Source organism: Moorena sp. SIO3A2, assembly GCF_010672265.1.
Classification (GTDB): Bacteria; Cyanobacteriota; Cyanobacteriia; order Cyanobacteriales; family Coleofasciculaceae; genus Moorena; species Moorena producens.
Genome location: NZ_JAAHHC010000007.1, coordinates 232,129 through 249,762, shown reverse-complemented (window position 1 = coordinate 249,762; position 17,634 = coordinate 232,129). Strand labels below are relative to the sequence as shown.

General features: G+C 43.1%; 17 protein-coding genes and 1 pseudogene. 8 read left to right on the top strand and 10 right to left on the bottom strand.

Annotation, left to right across the window (positions count from 1 at the left end; all coding sequences use genetic code 11):
- Positions 1-55: 55 nt before the first annotated feature.
- Positions 56-214 carry a lasso peptide gene (locus tag F6K64_RS10620; protein WP_009149818.1) on the top strand — a complete coding sequence of 53 codons (159 nt, stop codon included), beginning with the start codon at positions 56-58 and terminating at the stop codon, positions 212-214.
- 106 nt (positions 215-320) lie between these two features.
- Here the strand turns inward: F6K64_RS10620 and F6K64_RS38845 are convergent.
- Positions 321-673, bottom strand: a pseudogene (locus F6K64_RS38845) (hypothetical protein); the annotation flags it as partial.
- A 424-nt stretch (positions 674-1,097) separates the two neighbouring features.
- On the opposite strand from F6K64_RS38845, the gene F6K64_RS10605 reads away from it, so the two are divergent.
- The 4 genes from F6K64_RS10605 to F6K64_RS10590 all read left to right on the top strand — a co-directional run bounded on the left by F6K64_RS10605 (position 1,098) and on the right by F6K64_RS10590 (position 7,176).
- Positions 1,098-1,955 carry a hypothetical protein gene (locus F6K64_RS10605; protein WP_009149819.1) on the top strand — a complete coding sequence of 286 codons (858 nt, stop codon included), beginning with the start codon at positions 1,098-1,100 and terminating at the stop codon, positions 1,953-1,955.
- Positions 1,956-2,172: 217 nt separating this feature from the next.
- Entirely contained in the window at positions 2,173-4,068 is a 1,896-nt protein-coding gene (locus tag F6K64_RS10600; RefSeq protein WP_009149820.1) for an ABC transporter ATP-binding protein, read from the top strand.
- Positions 4,069-4,350: 282 nt separating this feature from the next.
- Positions 4,351-5,508 carry a nucleotidyltransferase domain-containing protein gene (locus F6K64_RS10595; protein WP_009149821.1) on the top strand — a complete coding sequence of 386 codons (1,158 nt, stop codon included), beginning with the start codon at positions 4,351-4,353 and terminating at the stop codon, positions 5,506-5,508.
- 597 nt (positions 5,509-6,105) lie between these two features.
- A complete protein-coding gene (locus F6K64_RS10590; RefSeq protein WP_009149822.1) occupies positions 6,106-7,176 on the top strand; it encodes an NAD-dependent epimerase/dehydratase family protein in 1,071 nt (356 codons plus the stop codon).
- A gap of 339 nt (positions 7,177-7,515) precedes the next feature.
- Here the strand turns inward: F6K64_RS10590 and F6K64_RS10585 are convergent, their stop codons facing one another.
- The 4 genes from F6K64_RS10585 to folK all read right to left on the bottom strand — a co-directional run bounded on the left by F6K64_RS10585 (position 7,516) and on the right by folK (position 10,027).
- Positions 7,516-8,133: a dihydropteroate synthase gene (locus tag F6K64_RS10585; protein ID WP_008184317.1), complete on the bottom strand. Its 618-nt coding sequence runs from the start codon at positions 8,131-8,133 to the stop codon at positions 7,516-7,518.
- Positions 8,121-8,501: a dihydropteroate synthase gene (locus F6K64_RS10580; RefSeq protein WP_008184318.1), complete on the bottom strand. Its 381-nt coding sequence runs from the start codon at positions 8,499-8,501 to the stop codon at positions 8,121-8,123. The genes F6K64_RS10585 and F6K64_RS10580 overlap by 13 nt, the downstream gene beginning before the upstream one ends.
- A gap of 89 nt (positions 8,502-8,590) precedes the next feature.
- Entirely contained in the window at positions 8,591-9,322 is a 732-nt protein-coding gene (tmpR, locus tag F6K64_RS10575; RefSeq protein WP_008184320.1) for a bifunctional dihydropteridine reductase/dihydrofolate reductase TmpR, read from the bottom strand.
- A gap of 192 nt (positions 9,323-9,514) precedes the next feature.
- Entirely contained in the window at positions 9,515-10,027 is a 513-nt protein-coding gene (gene folK / locus F6K64_RS10570; protein WP_008184322.1) for a 2-amino-4-hydroxy-6-hydroxymethyldihydropteridine diphosphokinase, read from the bottom strand.
- A gap of 98 nt (positions 10,028-10,125) precedes the next feature.
- Here folK and F6K64_RS10565 point away from each other — a divergent pair, with 98 nt between their 5' ends.
- Positions 10,126-10,770, top strand: a complete 645-nt coding sequence (locus F6K64_RS10565) for an L-threonylcarbamoyladenylate synthase (RefSeq protein ID WP_008184324.1) — start codon at positions 10,126-10,128, stop codon at positions 10,768-10,770.
- Here F6K64_RS10565 and F6K64_RS10560 read toward each other — a convergent pair.
- From F6K64_RS10560 to F6K64_RS10550, 3 genes are read right to left on the bottom strand one after another with little or no spacing between them, the layout of a single operon-like run.
- Positions 10,754-11,938, bottom strand: a complete 1,185-nt coding sequence (locus tag F6K64_RS10560) for a TauD/TfdA family dioxygenase (protein ID WP_008184327.1) — start codon at positions 11,936-11,938, stop codon at positions 10,754-10,756. The two genes, F6K64_RS10565 and F6K64_RS10560, sit on opposite strands and share 17 nt — an antisense overlap.
- A gap of 16 nt (positions 11,939-11,954) precedes the next feature.
- Positions 11,955-12,806, bottom strand: coding sequence for an NAD(P)-dependent oxidoreductase (locus tag F6K64_RS10555; RefSeq protein WP_008184329.1), 852 nt, complete (start codon positions 12,804-12,806; stop codon positions 11,955-11,957).
- A gap of 36 nt (positions 12,807-12,842) precedes the next feature.
- Positions 12,843-14,204 carry an aminotransferase class III-fold pyridoxal phosphate-dependent enzyme gene (locus F6K64_RS10550; RefSeq protein ID WP_202799204.1) on the bottom strand — a complete coding sequence of 454 codons (1,362 nt, stop codon included), beginning with the start codon at positions 14,202-14,204 and terminating at the stop codon, positions 12,843-12,845.
- 123 nt (positions 14,205-14,327) lie between these two features.
- On the opposite strand from F6K64_RS10550, the gene F6K64_RS10545 reads away from it, so the two are divergent.
- On the top strand, positions 14,328-14,492 hold the full coding sequence (locus F6K64_RS10545; RefSeq protein ID WP_044493191.1) for a hypothetical protein: 165 nt from the start codon (positions 14,328-14,330) through the stop codon (positions 14,490-14,492).
- Here the strand turns inward: F6K64_RS10545 and F6K64_RS10540 are convergent, their stop codons facing one another.
- Entirely contained in the window at positions 14,493-15,353 is an 861-nt protein-coding gene (locus F6K64_RS10540; RefSeq protein WP_008184334.1) for an SAM-dependent methyltransferase, read from the bottom strand.
- Between the two features lie 555 nt (positions 15,354-15,908).
- Between F6K64_RS10540 and F6K64_RS10535 the strand changes: the two genes are divergently transcribed.
- A complete protein-coding gene (locus F6K64_RS10535) occupies positions 15,909-16,064 on the top strand; it encodes a hypothetical protein (RefSeq protein ID WP_287251726.1) in 156 nt (51 codons plus the stop codon).
- A 2-nt stretch (positions 16,065-16,066) separates the two neighbouring features.
- On the opposite strand, the gene glyA is transcribed toward F6K64_RS10535, so the two are convergent.
- Positions 16,067-17,389, bottom strand: coding sequence for a serine hydroxymethyltransferase (glyA, locus tag F6K64_RS10530; RefSeq protein ID WP_008184337.1), 1,323 nt, complete (start codon positions 17,387-17,389; stop codon positions 16,067-16,069).
- Between the last annotated feature and the right edge of the window lie 245 nt (positions 17,390-17,634).

Genomic DNA, 17,634 nt, shown 5'->3' with positions numbered 1-17,634 from the left:
GGTCAGGTTGTATTTACCAAATCCAAATGTTCTATTATCTACAGGAGATTAGTCAATGACTAAAACTTACACTCAACCCGATCTCATTATTCACGGTAACGTGGAAGAGATCACTCTATCTCAAGGTGTCACAGCTGATCAAGACTTTATCATCTTAACATCGGGAACTATTACTACCAACAGTACTGGTTCCAGTGACTTCACACAACCCTAACTCACCTGAATTAATTATTCATTTGTAGAGTTTGATCAACTTTTTCCTTGTCATCTCTAAGATGACAAGGAAAAAGTAATGGGTGCATATCATCTTTGTAAAAACATCATTGATAAAGCATTCCATTTAAGTAAGCACAGCGTAAAAAAAGAATCTTATTAACATTTTTAATATTCCATTGTGATCCTGATATTTGAAATCGCATTCCTATTTGCTTAATGCCCGATTCAATTGCTCCTGAACCTAGTGAAATAATTCGCTATATCTGATAGTATTCATAGTTAATTATTCGATTTTTATGAGTTTCTCTATAGTTGCAAAAATTTTGTGCTACTTTCTTTTTTAAGCCCCACGGTGCGCGTTCCCTAGCGCTTTGAGAAAGCGCGGGGTCGCACCGCTAAATAACTCTAAAGTCTCTGCCACTTTTCCTGACCAGAGTAACTTTTCTCCTGTCTTGATGCAGTCGCTCATGGGGGAAACTTCTTCTTGGATATAGTCTCTTAAGGTTGTTTCTATATCCTCAAATCTTTGCTTATTTCCTGGGGGTGTGTGGCGATCTAAAAGTTGAGCGACAGCTTTTAAATGTTCTTTTAGCTCTTGCTTTTATTCCGGACTCAAGTTCATAAATTTTAGTAATTATTAAAAATAGTTGACTTCCAATAATATCATGATTTTGATATTTTGGCAAAACTGAGATGCACCCAAAGTAATTGAAGTCAATCAATCTTTAATGCTCATAGATATAACACAGTTTAAGACAGAGAATAAATTCTCTGTCTTATTGATTATGGTGGGCCAACGTTTGCCCACCATACTAGGAAGTAGGTAAAAAAAATGACTATACCTCAGATTCATAATTAGTTAATTAAAACAATAAATAATAATGTACAGTTATAGTGCCTTTGGTTTATGCATCCATTCTGAGATTAGGTTACCGGAATTATTACCATCCCAAGGACAGCCAGATCTTATGATCCGTTTTGGCGATATAAAAGACTTATCTCACGAAACTATTAACGAGAAAGAGCGCGTCCTTGGCTACATAGAGGGAGTGGGCAAATTCTTGATTTGTCAGGGTCGAGAAATTACAGTGTATCCCTTAACAGACCAAGACCCCTCAGTAGTACGCCCGACAATTGTAGGGTCTGCTATGGCAGCAGTACTGCGACAAAGGGGATTATTGGTACTTCATGCTAGTTGTGTGAATATCAATGGTAAAGGGATTGCTTTCATGGGAAACTCTGGTGCAGGTAAATCAACCCTGGCAGATGCTTTCCATTGCCAAAACTATCCGGTTTTAACCGATGATGTAATGGCAGTGAATACCACCGCTCAACAGCCGATGGTGTTACCAGCCTATCCTCAATTCAAACTGTGGCAACCAACGGTAGATGCTTTAGGACATAAGCCGGAACAATTGTCTCCTATTTTTGTGGGTGCTGATAAGCTTCGCTATAGGTTTGAGGAGGGTTTCCAAAGCACACCCTTACCTTTAAAACGTATTTATATTTTGGCCTATGGTTCTGAGCATAGTATCAAACCGGTAAACCCTCAAATGGCGTTTGCTGCTTTGGTGCGTCACACCAGGGAAACCCAAATCTTAAATGCTCCTGAAATTGTTAAAGCCCATGTGCAGCAGTGCGCGGCTTTGTTTAAGGAAGTTACGTTTTTCTATCTCGTGCGTCGTCCTGGTTTAGAGGAATTACCAAAGAGTTTGGCATTGGTAGAAAACCATCTGTAAGCATATGCGCTACGCGCACGCTGCTTGAGGTGCCGTCAGCGGTCAGCCGTCAGTAATTAGTCGTAGGGTGGGTTAGGCGGCGAATAGTATAAAACTCACCTTTTAAGATAGCTGTCCGCCGTAACCCACCAATAGTCAATCACTAATCGCTGTCAGCAGATTTACTTGATCAACAGTCTTTCAAAATTAAAAATTAAAAATTAAAAATTAATCAGTTTTGATTTCAAATTTACGTAGTACTGTTCAACTAGCTTCCTATTTACCAAAAACCCTGAGTCTAATTTGGCAATCTGCTCACCATTGGACAATTGCTTGGCTGATTTTATTGGTATTACAAGGATGTTTACCTGTTGCGACATTGTATTTAACGCGATCGCTAGTGGATAGACTAGTCGCAGTTGTAGGGGCTGGATTACAACCGGAGACTATTCGCTTGGTAATGTTACCTATTGCTTTATTCGGGGGAGTATTATTACTCACTGAAATCCTCAAAGGGATTAGCGAGTGGGTGCGCACCGCCCAAGCAGAAATAGTTCAAGATTACATCAGTGATTTAGTACATCAGCAGTCCTTAGCCATTGATTTAGCCTGCTACGAGTCCTCAGAATACCACGACTACCTAAATCGAGCTAGGAGTGGGGCTGGAGGTCGTTCTTTGGCTTTAATGGAAAACCTGGGGATTTTACTACAAAGCAGCATCACCTTGATTTCGGTAATTGCCATTCTTTTACCCTATGGTATCTTGCTACCGATAGCCATAGTAATTGGTACTCTACCGGGTTTTTACGTTGTGCTACGTCTCAATCGCCACCATCATCAATGGTGGCAGAAAACCACCCTAGACCGGCGTTGGCTGGAGTATTATGAGATTGTGCTTACCCATAGTGCGGCGGCGGCGGAAGTGCGTGTGTTTGGACTGGGAACCCATTTTCGCACTGCTTATCAAACCTTGCGTCAACGATTGCGCCTAGAACATCTGCAACTGATTAAACAGCGAAGTTTAGGACGCTTTGGTGCTAACTTAATTACCTTACTGGTGTTAAGTGGAGCTATAGTTTGGATTGGACAGCAAATGCTCCTAGGATTAATTACCATGGGAGATGTTGCCCTATTTTATCAAGCTTTTAACCGAGGACAAGAATTAATGAAATCCTTGCTAGGTAATATAGGAGAAATATATAAAAACAGCCTATTTGTTAGCAATCTTTTCGCATTTCTTAATCTAGAGCCTAAGGTTGTTGATCCGCCTCAGCCTAAAACTATTCCCTCATCCTTGCAGCAGGGAATTCGCTTTCGACAGGTAAGTTTTAAGTATCCCGGTAGTCAACACCTGGTGCTAGAAAATTTCAACTTGACAATTCCCGCAGGTAAAATTGTGGCGATTGTCGGGGATAACGGTGCCGGTAAAACCACTTTGACTAAACTACTGTGTCGCTTTTATGACCCGGAATCCGGCAGTGTAGAGCTAGATGGTGTTGACCTGAAAAACTTTTCGGTAGCAGATCTGCGCAAGGCAATTACAGTACTGTTTCAATTTCCCCTGCGTCATGTGGCTACCCCTGCTGAGAATATCACCTTTGGTAATTTAGCAGAATCAGCAAACTTACCAGCGGTTGAAACAGCAGCCCAAGCCGCCGGGATTCACGAGCGAATTTTACGACTTCCCCAAGAGTACAATTCCTTGCTAGGAACATCTTTCCCAGGAGGTGTGGATCTTAGTGGTGGTGAGTGGCAAAGGTTAGCACTAGCAAGAGCTTTTTTTAGACAAGCTCCGATTATTATCCTAGATGAACCAACCAGCGCCATGGACCCTTGGGCAGAAATGGACTGGTTAAATCGTTTTCGTATCTTGGCCCAAGGACAAACTGCTATTGTAATCACCCATCGCTTTACTTTGGCGATGCGGGCTGACTTAATTTACGTGATGCGAGACGGAAAAATTGTCGAGTCCGGTAGTCACGATGAATTAGTCACTCAGGGAGGGCTTTATGCCGAGTCTTGGCAAGCACAAATGCATAGTAGCGAACGGGAAACAGACCAGGGCATGCATCTCAGTTTTACACAAATACTCCGATTGAAGGCTAAAAAACTTCTCCAGTTCCCTGAGTTATAGCAGTTCTCAGGACGAGTGAGCGACATTGCTTATCCCTTTAAGGCAATAGGCAATAGGCAATAGGCAATAGGCAATAGTAAAGAATTAAAGTAGGGTGGGCAAAGTAATATAATCATTAATACTCAAAACAATCAAACGGTTTTTGCCCACCCTACAAAGACGAATTAAAGTAGGGTGGGCAAAGTAATATAATCATTAATACTCAAAACAATCAAACGGTTTTTGCCCACCCTACAAAGTGACCGGTATTGAAAAAATTTGAATTTAATATAAATACAAAAATTGCTAAAATCAGGCTTGGGTATTGCTCCTCAATTAGTCCGTCCAGAAGCTAAACTGTTATTGTGCTGTGCCCGTACTAAATTAGACCCTGACCTAGTTGATCAGATCCAACTATTAGTCCAGCAGGATTTAGATTGGCTATGGATTGTTGGGATGGCACAGCAGCAGAAAGTACTGCCTTTATTAGTTAGAAATCTTAGTTACCTAGAATGCACTCAAATTCCCTCTGATTTATGGCAATATATGCAAGCTAAGGTACGCTCAATTACCTTATATAATTTGTCTCTTACTAGAACCCTGGTTAAGCTATTACCCCAACTAGAAGCTCGCGGTATTGCCGCTATTCCCTATAAAGGGCCTACTTTAGCAGCAGCAGCCTATGGTGATTTAGCTTTGCGGGAGTTTGTTGATTTAGATTTACTAGTTAGCGAACAGGATTTTGAATCAATTAAAGAGGTTTTGAGAACTTTAGGGTATCATTTGGGTAGCTTCAGCTTTTCCTGGTCGCAAAATTATGTCCATGAGGGGACTCTAGTTAACCTTGATGTACATCGTAATCTGACTCAACCCTATTTTCCGTTTCGCCTTGATTTTAAGGCCCTGTGGCAGGACAAACAGCCGATCCAACTGATGGACCAGACCGTAGAGCATCTGGCATGGGAAGACTTGCTAGTGGTGTTGTGTGTTCAGGTAGCAAAAGATGCCCATCATCATCAAAAAGAATTATCGAAAGTTTGTGATATTGCTGAGGTGATCCGCGCCTATCCTAATCTAGATTGGGAAAAGGTTTTAGCCCGTGCCACTGCTTGGGGAGGAAAACGACTACTTTTGTTTGGACTATGTCTAACTCATGACTTGTTAGCAACTCCCCTACCCCCATTCATTTGGCAGAAGATTAAGTCGGACTTGGTGGTGCGAGTTTATGCAAAACTAGTGGGGCGACATATTTTGTCAGAGGAGGATGTTTATAGTTCCCGGGGAAAATTAGGGATGCTATTGCGGGGATTGATGTTGTTAGAGTCTCCCTTATTGCTAAGCCATAGTAATCAACAACTCCTTTCTCATATAATACTAGCAAGATTTAGGCAAAAGTTTGGGTATTCCGTACTTGTTATGCTAAATAAACACTTTGACAAAGGGAGCAGGAATCCCCCCTAACCCCCCTTAGTAAGGCAGGGAGCAGGGAGCAGATAATAGGCAAGAGGCAAGAGGCAAGAGGCAAGAGGTAAAAAATCCTGTGTACCTCATAGCTATAAGAAACGCTAGATCAGCCCATAATTATTCACTAAACGTAAATTAAGGATTAAACGTTTTCTACCAATTAACATAATTTTCCTGAAAGCTATCGATTAGTAAGAATAACTAAGTGGAACCTAACTAAGGGCTTATTTTCCGAATTGGTTTATAAAAAACTATCAACATTTAAATCGGGGCTACCTACACCTTAATTAACTAAACTACTAAACTCAAATTAAATATTATCTAGCTATTACTATCTAGATACTTACCTTTAGGAGTGGGCTTCGATGGTCCTGTTGATCTCAGTCTCTCCCCATACTACTTTTCTAAGGTTTTTATGTCAACGCCAGGAAAGGGAGTAATGGGGAAATGTTGTGTCTATGGTTTTAGGGAGTCGGGAGTGGGGAGTGGGGAGTGGGGAGTCGGGAATAGGGAAAAAAAATTTGTGCACCTCATTACTATGATAAACACTCTATTTTCAATCTAAATTATTTACCTAAAAAATTAAGCTTTTCTATGAAAAAATTACTGGTAACAGGCTCCTCAGGATTGATTGGATCTGAAGTTTGTGGTTACTTTGCTCAGCAAGGTTGGCAAATTCACGGTATTGATAATAATCAACGGGCTGTTTTCTTCGGTTCCCAAGGGGATACACGCTGGAATCAGCAGCGGTTGCAAGAGACAATTCAAGACTTTGTTCATCATGAATTCGATATACGCGATCGCAAAGGTATTTTAGACCTAATGGCGCAGCTCAAGCCAGACGCGATTGTACATACAGCAGCCCAGCCTTCCCACGACCGCGCCGCAGCAATTCCTTTCGCTGACTTTGATACCAACGCAGTGGGGACTTTGAACTTGCTAGAGGCTGCGAGGCAATCTTGTCCAGAGTCGCCCTTTGTACACATGTCTACCAATAAAGTGTATGGCGATCGCCCCAATACCATTAAGCTTAAGGAACTAGACACCCGTTGGGATTATGAGGACCGGGTTTACACCAACGGCATTCCTGAAAGCTTTAGCATCGATCAATCAAAGCACTCTTTGTTTGGGGCATCGAAAGTTGCTGCTGATGTGATAGTGCAGGAATATGGTCGCTACTTTAATCTGCCCACAGCTTGTTTACGGGGTGGTTGTCTGACCGGACCAAATCATTCCGGTGTGGAACTCCACGGTTTCCTCAGTTATCTGGTCAAGTGTAATCTCGAAGGTCGGGAATACAAGATTTTTGGCTATAAGGGTAAGCAAGTACGGGATAATATCCACTCTCTGGATGTGTCGCGGTTTATTCACGCTTTTATCGAAGCACCTCGAATTGCTGAAGTTTATAACATCGGTGGCGGAAAAGGCAATAGCTGTTCAATTCTAGAAGCGTTTAAGCTGGCAGAGAAGTATAGTGGTAAAGCGATGCACTATACCTATCTACAAGAGAATCGAATTGGCGATCATATTTGCTATTACTCCGATTTGAGTAAGATGCGCGAGCATTACCCCAGTTGGGATATTTCCGTGTCCTTGGAAGAAACAATTCAGCAAATTGTGGAATCTTGGCAAGCTCGTTTGGCTAAATCAGCCGTAACCGTTTGAGTATATATAGTGTTTGTATCTGGGTTGTAAACACACTTCTTGGGGCAAAAGGCAAAAGGCAAGAGGCATGCATGCTAGAGGGGAAAGAGTGCGTAGTGGCGTGGCACAGCTAATTTGGTGCATTAGATTCTAGGTCTTCATCAAGTTCAAATACAGGATATAGGTGTTTAAGTTTGACTCGTGCATCTTCGGTAGTAAATCGCCAAACGACCTTGGNAAATACGTTCTCTAATATTTCCATTTTCTTCTATTTTTAAGGCTTTTTGAAGTATTGTTTTTTGCTGTCAGATAATTTTTTGCTGGCATATTTCCTATTATTGGGTTATTTATTAATTTTTATTATACCAATTTAAATGCCGAACAGCTTAGCACTGCAAAAAAAGGTTCAGCACTTCTGAATTCTTCTCCAAAACATTCAAAAGCATGGGGGAGGGCATGACACACGGGAAACCCTAATTTCCGAAGACGAAAAGTATTTAAAAAGGTTTTCATTTTAAAACGGATGCGTAGGGCGCTATCTTCGAGATTTTTGTAGTAAAAACCTAACCCGGCATCAACAAAAATTTTCCTAACACCAAGTTGAGTAGCTATTTCAATTTTCTTGGCAAAATAATCATACATTAAGTCGGTTGGGTCGTTGCCAAAATTAAAGTCATCAACTTCTCTGACGTTTTTTCCTTGAACGTAACAAATGATAACCCCAGCATCGAACTCGGATACCTGTTTATAAATTTCCTGATTGTCTTGGGAACCAGTTAAATTGATGATATTTGCTCCAACTTTTAAACATTCCCTAGCCACTTGAGGATAATAGGTTTCAATAGAAGTTAATACACCTTCTTGATGGAGGGCTTCCAGCACAGGCAAAATTTTACTTTGTTGCCTCACATCTTCTACTCTCTCAGAGGTTGTCTGAGCAGTCTCATTTGCTACATCAAAGCCCCCTAAATCCCCCAATTTTGGGGGACTTTTACCAGCAAATAAATTCTTTTTCCCCCCAGAATTGGGGGGATAGGGGGGCAAAATTCAGTATCAAACAACTTTTCAGATATCCTCTCAGCATGGGGCAAAGTAGATTCAGCACCAATATCTACAAAATCCGCTCCTTGGGCTGTTAACATTATGCCACGACGAATCGCTTGTTCTGAACTTAAACAGACACTTTCCCTGTACCAAGAATCACTAGAAAGATTAACTACTCCTAAGATAGCTTTTTGAGAATTAAAATTCAAATGTTTGTTGCCAATGGTAAATTCTTCAACTTTTACGTTTAAGGAATCCTTATACTGTTCATTAATTTCGTATAGATGTTCTATAGTAAGCATGTTTATCCTATTAAAAATGTTTTTATCTTCTCTTGATGCAGTCGCTCATGGGGGAAACCCCCAAGACCGCGCTGCATCGCTTGGTAATACTATAAACTCCAGCCGCCAGAAACTTCTACTACTTGTCCTGTGATGTAATCAGCCTCAGGACTGATAAAAAACCAAGCAGCATGGGCTATTTCTGACAATGTAGCAGGGCGTTTTGCTGGTAATTTAGGCATAGCATCCTGCCAATCATCATCGTATTCAAAGGAATTCTCTGCTATTCCTGGAGATACCACGTTGGCAGTAATCTTATCTGTAATTAGCTCTTTAGCAAGGGACTTAGTATAAATAATGATGCCAGTTTTAGCGATCATATAAGCTGTATTAGTACCACGGGCAGTGACATTATGGGCACTGGCAGCACCAATATTAACAATGCGACCCCAACCTGCGGACTTCAGGTAGGGAATTGCGGCTCCAGTGACATAAAAAGTAGTATTGAGGTTGGAATCAATTACAGAATGCCACTCTTCTACTGAGATTTGGCTAGTAGGTTTACTCAAATAGTTGCCCACATTATTAACAACTACCGATAAACCCCCTAGTTGTGCTGCTGCATTTTCTACCAACGACTTGGCTTGATCAGGTTTGGTGATATCTGCTTGTAGGGCGATCCCTTTTACTCCGTGAGTCGCTGCTTCCTGAGAAGCTTGCTTGGCTGCTTGTTCACTGCGGTTATAGTGAAATGCAACATCAAATCCCTTACTAGCTAAATCAATAGCGATCGCTTTTCCAATTCCCACTGCTGATCCGGTCACTAAAGCTTTTTTCAGCATTGTCTTTGTTCACCATTGTTTTTAAGTTTATACTGCTTGATTTACTCCATCAGCATTGTTTTTGTATTGGTTTTAAACCAAATCTATATACAAATCTATAGACTATCATTCATCGGCATTAGGTTAGGTTGCCTTGCCTTATTTTTTTCGGTTGTTATTATAGTCTATCAACCGGATTTGATATCCTAAAAATTAATACCGAGTAACTCCGTAAATATCTAACCTTTCGAGAAGTTGGGATACTTTCATTCCCCAGACTGGTTCTACCCAATCAGGAGCAATTTCGGCCAACGGCACTAACACAAAGGCTCTCTCTCTCATGCGTGGGTGAGGTATTGTTATATCAGGAGTATCTAGAATCAGGTTACCAAACAAGATTAAATCCAAATCTAAGGTTCTTGCTCCCCAATGTTCCACACGAACTCTACCAAACTTTTGCTCTGTTTCTAGCATAGTCTCTAGCAACTTTTGGGGACTTAGTTGTGTGTCCACTAGGGCGCAACCATTGATATAATCTGGTTGCACAGGTCCAATAGGTTTAGTTTTGTACCAACTGGAGCGGGTTTTGACAGTAATGCCTGGAGTTTGATCGAGTTCGATCAGAGCAGCTTCTAATGTGGCTTGAGAATCACCGAGGTTACTACCTAGTGCGATCGCGCTAAGGGTACTTTTCGTAGTTGATAATATTTCGGGATTAGATACCATACAGCTCCTCAAAGAAGAATTTGTGGCAAGCTAATCTTGTACAATATTTTATAATACCATAGAAACATTCAATAGCTCGACAAAAATTTGAAGATCCTATGACAGAGATTTTACCTGCTGATGATCAAGCGGCACGAAATAAAGCAGTTGATTTGCTCAAAAAGGGCGATGTAGTGGTTTTCTCAACCGATACTATTTATGGCATTGGAGCCAGCATTGCTAAGGAATCAGGTATTAAAAAGATCTTCGAGGTGAAATCGCGATCGCCAGATAAACCCCTGATCATTTATGTCGCCAGTTTTGAACAACTGCAACAAGTGACTCAAGAAATTCCTGAAAGTACCATCGAGTCACTCCGTAAAATTTGGCCGGGGGCAATGTCTGGCATCTTCCCCAAGACTGACATTGTGCCACCATTTGTGACATCAGGTAAAGACACAGTAGCAGTCCGAATCCCTAACCATCCCCTTTGTTTGGAATTGGTGCGTCAGGTTGGGGCTCCCCTAGCGGTAACCAGTGCTAACGTTTCAGGGATGGAGACTCAGAAAACAGCCCCTGAAGTAGCTGCACAATTGGGAGAGCGAGTTCCACTGGTTCTGGATGGAGGGCCAAACCCCGAACAACAACCTTCTACCCTGGTTGATTTTACAGGGTCACCGGCTCAGCTATTGCGCGAGGGTGCCTGGTCTTTCTCGAAACTCCGCCAAGCCATTCCTGATTTGCAACCTATCCCTGAAAGCTGAGATTTTTCTCAAGAAGCCGTCGCCAGCTTTGGAAATAATCCCGGTCTACTGAACAGTAGCGCAAATGGCGGCGCTGGTTTTGTATTCCGATTGCATTGCGTCCGTGTAGGATACGGTGGTTGTCAAACATCACCAGATCTCCTGGTTGTAGACCTTGTTTGAGGCAGTATTTCGGATGGGTATAGAGCTGCATTAGCTTTCTGTATGCGGCATAAAATGGCTCGATAATCTCCTCTGGTAAGTCCAAGGGAGCAGGAAATAAATTGCTAATCCGAACTTCCTTCAAATTACCACCACTATCGAGGCAAAAAACTGGACTGCTGAACCGCATATCAATGCGATTGCTATAATATTTTCGGAAGGGAACTTCGTAACGACAGAGTAGATCGAATGCCTCCCTATCTTCCTGACGCAGCACCTCTGCTATTTGGAAACCATCCACAAAGGTAGACTGACCGCTGCCATCGTTGTTTGCCATTAAACAGTGGAAGAAAATAATTCCAGGTGGTGCATATTGATAGGCATCATCTGTGTGGGGTATGAGGTTAATTTGGGAGTTAGCAACACTTTTCTGGCTTTCCTCTGGGTCTACAACAATCTCGAAAACACGCCCGTAATTGGTTTCCAATAAAGGACCAAAGGACTGAGCCAAAGATTCGAGTTCTCCCTTCTGAGTAGGCACGTTTCGCACAAAGCAAATCCCGTAATCTCTCAGGTGTTTTAGTAGTTGTAGCCGATGTTTATCCCCAGTTTGGACTTCTTCATAAGCAATCTGGGGCAGGTTAGTAACAATATTGCTATCCCAAAGAATAGGTCGATGCTGACGATGCTCTCTCTCGGTAGCAGAATAGCAGTGCTGTCGCAACCACTGAGCATCATAGATGCTTTTGTGACCGTCCGGTTTCCATACTATTTCCAGTGCGTTGCCACTATCCCAACGAACTGACAGGGGTTTTATATCTAAGGGAACATCAACGAGCCGAAAACGCTTTTCGCCATGTTTGGGATCCCCACAACCAGAGCAATAACAGTTATCCCGAAGCCAAATATAGTGAAAAGTACTTCGATGACCGTCGCCCCAATCAACGAACAGTTTTCTGTGGTCTTGTTGGACTTTGGAGATTTGATATTGTTGGGAAAGGTCAATCGCCAAGTTACTATAACTCATCGCTTTCTTCTTGCTACTACAAATCCATCATCCGAGTAAAACTTTTATCCCCACCATAGGTTGTACAAGCCTGTTGTAAGACCTCGCATAGACGTTCTGAAAACTCTAGAGAGGTTTTAAAGCTTTGATTGAGTTCATTAACTAAACAGGCATCCTTGTGAGCTAAGTTCAAGGTAAATGCTGGACCCGGATTCCCTTCTAATATAGAGGGAAGTAATTTTTCCGCGACCCAGCTACTACCCGAACCTGCTTGAATCATGTTTGTGAGTTGTTTGGGATCAATTCCTGCTTCTTGTCCTAAAGACAGCACTTCTCCCAGGGCTTTAGTATTGATGAAGCAAAGATAATTAATCAGCAATTTGGAAAGGATAGCATGGGAGAGTGGTCCTACATAATAAATTTGCGAACCAATGGCTTCTAATATGCCTTTGATTTTGTCAAACGTTGCTTCATTTCCCCCCACATACATTGACATTGTTCCTTTCTGAGCTGCTGGTGCGCCTCCAGAAACAGGGGCTGCAATGGAGTCAATTGTTTGCTCGGATGCCAAGGTAGAAATCTTGTTCATAATTTCTATGGAATTGGTTCCAGTATCGAGCCAAATCGTTCCAGGACGGGCATGGGCAATTACTCCAGCATCTCCCAACATCACAGATTCCAACTGCTTTGGCCCTGGCAGACTGGTCATGATCACATCCGCATCACTTGCTACCTCTGGGATGGAATTGCGCCAACTTGCTCCCGCTGCAATTAAAGCTTCAGCTTTTTCAGGTTGGATGTCGTACACCGCAACTTCAAAGCCTTTTTTTAGCAGATTGGCAACCATACCACTGCCCATATTACCCAGACCAATAAATCCAATTTGCATGGGAACTTTCTCCTATTTCAACTATCGATGAGGTGATTAACCTTCGTAGGCTTCATCAGCAATTTTCAAAGCATCATCAATGATGGCAAACCCTTCTTCAAGCTGCTCTTCATTAATACAAAGTGGGGGAGACATAAACACCCAATTCCAACGCATCAGACCGTGCAAACCAAGCTCTCGAAGACGGGCAGCCATTTTACCCATGACCACCATTTCGTGGGGTTTAGCATTCCAAGGAGCCAAAGGTTCCCTTGTTTCTCGGTTCTTGACGCACTCAATCAATCCATACAGTCCCAAACTACGGACATCCCCCACTGATGGATGTTTTGCCTTCATTTCCTGTAACTTTTCTGCCATGCGATCGCCCATAATCCGGCTGTTTTCCACCAGATTTTCTTCTTCATAAACCTTCATGGTCGCCAGGGCTGTAGCGCAACCAATGGGATTACCGCTGAATGTTAGCCCACAGACGAAGGGGTTGGTTTCAAAGTGGTCGGCGATATGCTGCCTTACTATCACTGCCCCCATCGGAACATAGCCACAGGTGAGTCCCTTAGCCATTGCCATAATATCGGGAACCACCCCATAATGCTCGATCGCAAACATTTTCCCAGTGCGACCAAAGCCTGCAATAACTTCGTCGCAAATGAGTAAAATGCCGTGCTGGTCAGCATATTCCCGTAGGGCTTGCCAGTAGCCATCGGGGGGAATAATACAACCATTGAAACCCGTAATCGTTTCCATCAGGATGGCTGCGACATTTTCTGGCCCCTCAAATTCAATGGTTTGAATTACGTGATCGATATAAACTTGGGGATTTCCTTCTGGTGCGTAGCCAAAAGGACAACGGTAAGCATAGGGGTCGTGAACTCTAACAATCCCGCTAATAGTTGGTTCGTGAGCCAAGCGTCTGGGGTCTCCTCCAGCGATTCCTGCACCGAGGGTAGCGCCATGATAACTGCGATATCGGGTGACAATTTTATGCCTACCCGTGTACAGTCGTGCTATTTTGATGGCATTTTCAATGGCTTCAGCCCCACTCAGGGTGAAGAAAGTCTTGGTGAGATCCCCTGGTGTAATTTCTGCTAACTTAGCTGCTGTTGCGGCACGAATTTCCGTAGCAGTACCGGGATGGGCAAACACAAGCTTATCGGCTTGGTCTTTTATGGCTGCGATCACCTTGGGGTGGCTGTGGCCAATATTCATGTTGACGTACTGACTGGAAAAATCCAGGTAACGTTTGCCATCTTTATCCCAGAAGTAAACGCCCTCAGCACGATCCATAACGATGGGATTTTGGATGTTTTTCTGAGGTACCCAGGAAAAAAAGACGTGGTCGCGATGGGTTTTAACAATTTCTTGAGGGTTCATTACTTGAATCTTTCTATTTTGCAACACTTATCATTACCTATTGAAAAACGCCTAATAATTTATTGGGCGTAACTCCAACAAGTGGGCTTTAGGTTTTGAGTGCAGGGGAAGGTACACAAGGAATAAGTAACAAGTAATAAGTAATTAAGTGTGGATAAAATCAACTATTACCCATTACCTATTACCCATTACCTATTACCTATTACCTATTACCTATTACCTATTACCTATTACCTATTACCTATTACCCATTACCTATTACCCATTACCTATTACCTATTACCTATTACCTATTACCTGCCAACAGTGCTATAACTAGGCATTTGGACGGCGATAATGAAATAAGCCCCAGGTAAACAGACCTTTCTCAGCAGATTCAACCCATTGACATAAGCCATTCTTAGAAGATTCTAAAAATTCTGGGGTACATTTTTGGCTGAGTTCGTCGTAATGGGCAATTACCGAATCCCTCAATTTAGTGTAGTGAACCAGCAACTGATAGGATTTGTCGATCACGTTGATAGTCTCAAAACCCAGGCTTTCGGCTTTACTAGTATAGGAATGGAAAGAACCCAAACGCCCGTGATGGATATTAACCCGTTGGAGTGAATCCTTTAACACTCCATCTGGACAATCATCTGCTTGCAGAATATCCATAAACATTAACTGTCCCCCTGGTTTAAGCACCCGATAGGCTTCTTCTAGGACGCGATCTTGCCCGTCAGAGTGGAACAAGGCATCTTGAGACCAAACTAGGTCAAAGCTGGCATCGTCAAATGGAATGTCTTTAAAATTGCCGTACACAATGTCAATCAGATTGTCAAGACCCTGTTCACGATTGCGCCGCTCATTTTCCTGATTTTGCTCCTCGCTAATGTTGAGACAGGTGACATGACAGCCATATTTGCCAGCTAAATGCCGTGCGGCTGGCCCATATCCAGAACCCAGGTCAAGCACACGGAAATCGGGATTGAGGTTCTGTACTTGTGCCCCCATCCACTCAGTGGTTTTCGCCATCCCTTCAGCGATGGGGCGGTCTGGATCGTCCTCGTACATCCCTAAATTTAAGGTGTCGCTGCCAATGGCAATTTCATACAAATTACGAGCATTTTCACTGTTGTAATGTACTCTGGCGCGTTCTGTGGCTTGTTCAGAGTTTGCTGTTGTTGTGGTCATGATATGGATCTATAGCTGATGTTTTCAGAGTTTGATGTGCAGGAAATTCAGAGAAACTTTGGGTAAAGCCCCCTAAATCCCCCAATCCTGGGGGACTTTGAAAGATGGGGGTACTTGGGGGAGTTGAACTGTATTTCTGCCCCAGAATTGGGGGTCGGGGGGCGAAATCACAGAAGTTGGTATTGGGATTCGAGGGCAAACCTGTCCCGATCTTGCTCGTAAATCGAATCGATGTGGGGATGAAGGCGACTTGACACTCCCCGCCCTGGAAGAGCGGGGATTCCCAGATCAACGAGCTGCCTTAAACCATCATGTCCTAATCTTTGACGCCGCCAAAAAGTAGGCAATACCTAAACCGGAAACCCGTCAAGACAAAGATTCTAGTTCAGTTCATGATAGACCCAGCGGGCAATTCTCGCGATCGCGTTTGGCTACTTACTAGGAGTGCCTTAAAAAGTCTGTTCCCTCCTTTTCACCTGGTTCCGGCGTGCCCCGCCGTACCGTTTTCATTCTCTAATTTCGCAAAGCTCAGGTTCACACACCAACGGTTAATTGATGGTTGGGTTTTTAAGGAGGACTTTCCCTTCCCTCCGGGCATTACTTCTTTTAGGTCTAGCAGTGGCGGGTCTCTCTCCCGGTTGCGCCAAGGCCAAAGGCCACGCTACGCGAACGGTTTTTCAGCCTGTACCCTATGTTCAAATCATACTCTAGCGCTATGAAAATGTCAACTTAAAAGCCGTCCTAGAAGGACGGGGTTTTAGACCCAAATTCTTTGATAACCGACTGACTTCATCTTGAACCTTTGCAATGGTATTAACTGTCGGTTCGCTGCTCAGCATTTTATCTATTAGTTCGGCAATGCAATGGATTTCCTCAAAACCAAATCCCCGGCTTGTGATTGCGGATGTTCCTACCCGGATACCGCTACAGACGGTAGGCTTCTGGGAATCGTAGGGAAGCAGGTTTTTGTTGACAGTAATCCTGACGCTAGCTAAGCGATCTTCGGCTTCTTTACCTGTGATACCTTTCTCAGTGAGATCGAGAAGCATCAGATGGTTATCAGTGCCGCCAGAAACCAGGCGAAATCCCCTTGACTTCAAATCTTCTGCTAATATCCTGGAATTTTCGAGGTTTTGACGTTGATAGGCAGCAAAGCTGTCAGACATGGCTTCTTTGAGCATCACAGCTTTTGCAGCGATCGCATGGACGTGAACAGCGCCTTGTACCCCAGGAAAGACTGCACTATCAATCTTGCGAGCAAATTCTGGTGCGGAATGTTCTCCCAGCAAGATCATGCCACTACGGGGTCCACGCATGGTTTTCTGAGTGCTGGTGGTGACGAAATGAGCATGGGGAACGGGAGAAGGATGTAATCCGGCTGCAACTAATCCTGAGATGTGGGCGATATCAGCCAATAAATAGGCTCCGACTTGATCAGCAATCTCCCGAAAGCGTTGGAAATCAATGATGCGGGGATAGGAACTCGCACCAGCAATAATTAGTTTGGGACGAATCTCTTGAGCTTGGGCGAGAATCTGATCGTAGTCCAGACGCTCTGTCTGTGGATCGACTTTATAAAAATGACAGTCATAGATTTTACCTGTCATGGTAAATTTCGCACCATGGCTCAGATGCCCCCCATGACCGAGATCCATCCCTAAGATGCGATCGCCCGGTTTAAGGACAGTCAGATAAACTGCATGATTAGCTTGAGACCCTGTGTAGGGTTCAAGATTGGCGTGAGCGGCTCCAAATAATTCCTTAGCACGGGAAATTGCTAAGTTTTCCAACTCGTCAATGTTCTCACAGCCGCTAAAGTAGCGACGACCTGGATATCCTTCAGCCACCTTATTGGTCAAAATCGAGCCAGTGGCTTCTAATACAGCGCGACTAACGAAGTTAGCTGACGCAATTAATTCAATATTGTCTTTTTGCCTTTGGTTTTCCCGCTCAATAATCGCAAAGACCTCTGGATCTACGGAATTTAAACCTAAACCATGGTTGTTCAGTTGCGTTTTGTCTTGGGAAACAGTCAATTTTTTTCTCCTTAAACTCTTCTTAATCTCGGATTTCCTCTGTTGACCAAAAATTTATCAATCCAATAACCTAGCAAGCGATACTTTTGCTTCAACTGACTATTGAAGCTTGCCGTTAATTTAGCGATCGCTGGTAATGGCTAGGAATTTTTTCGGTCAGATAGTTACAAATCAGGGAAACCGCTTTCTGGGACTTGGTTTGAACGCTTTTTGTTATTTCATTGTGGTGTTGTGAATTTAGATTG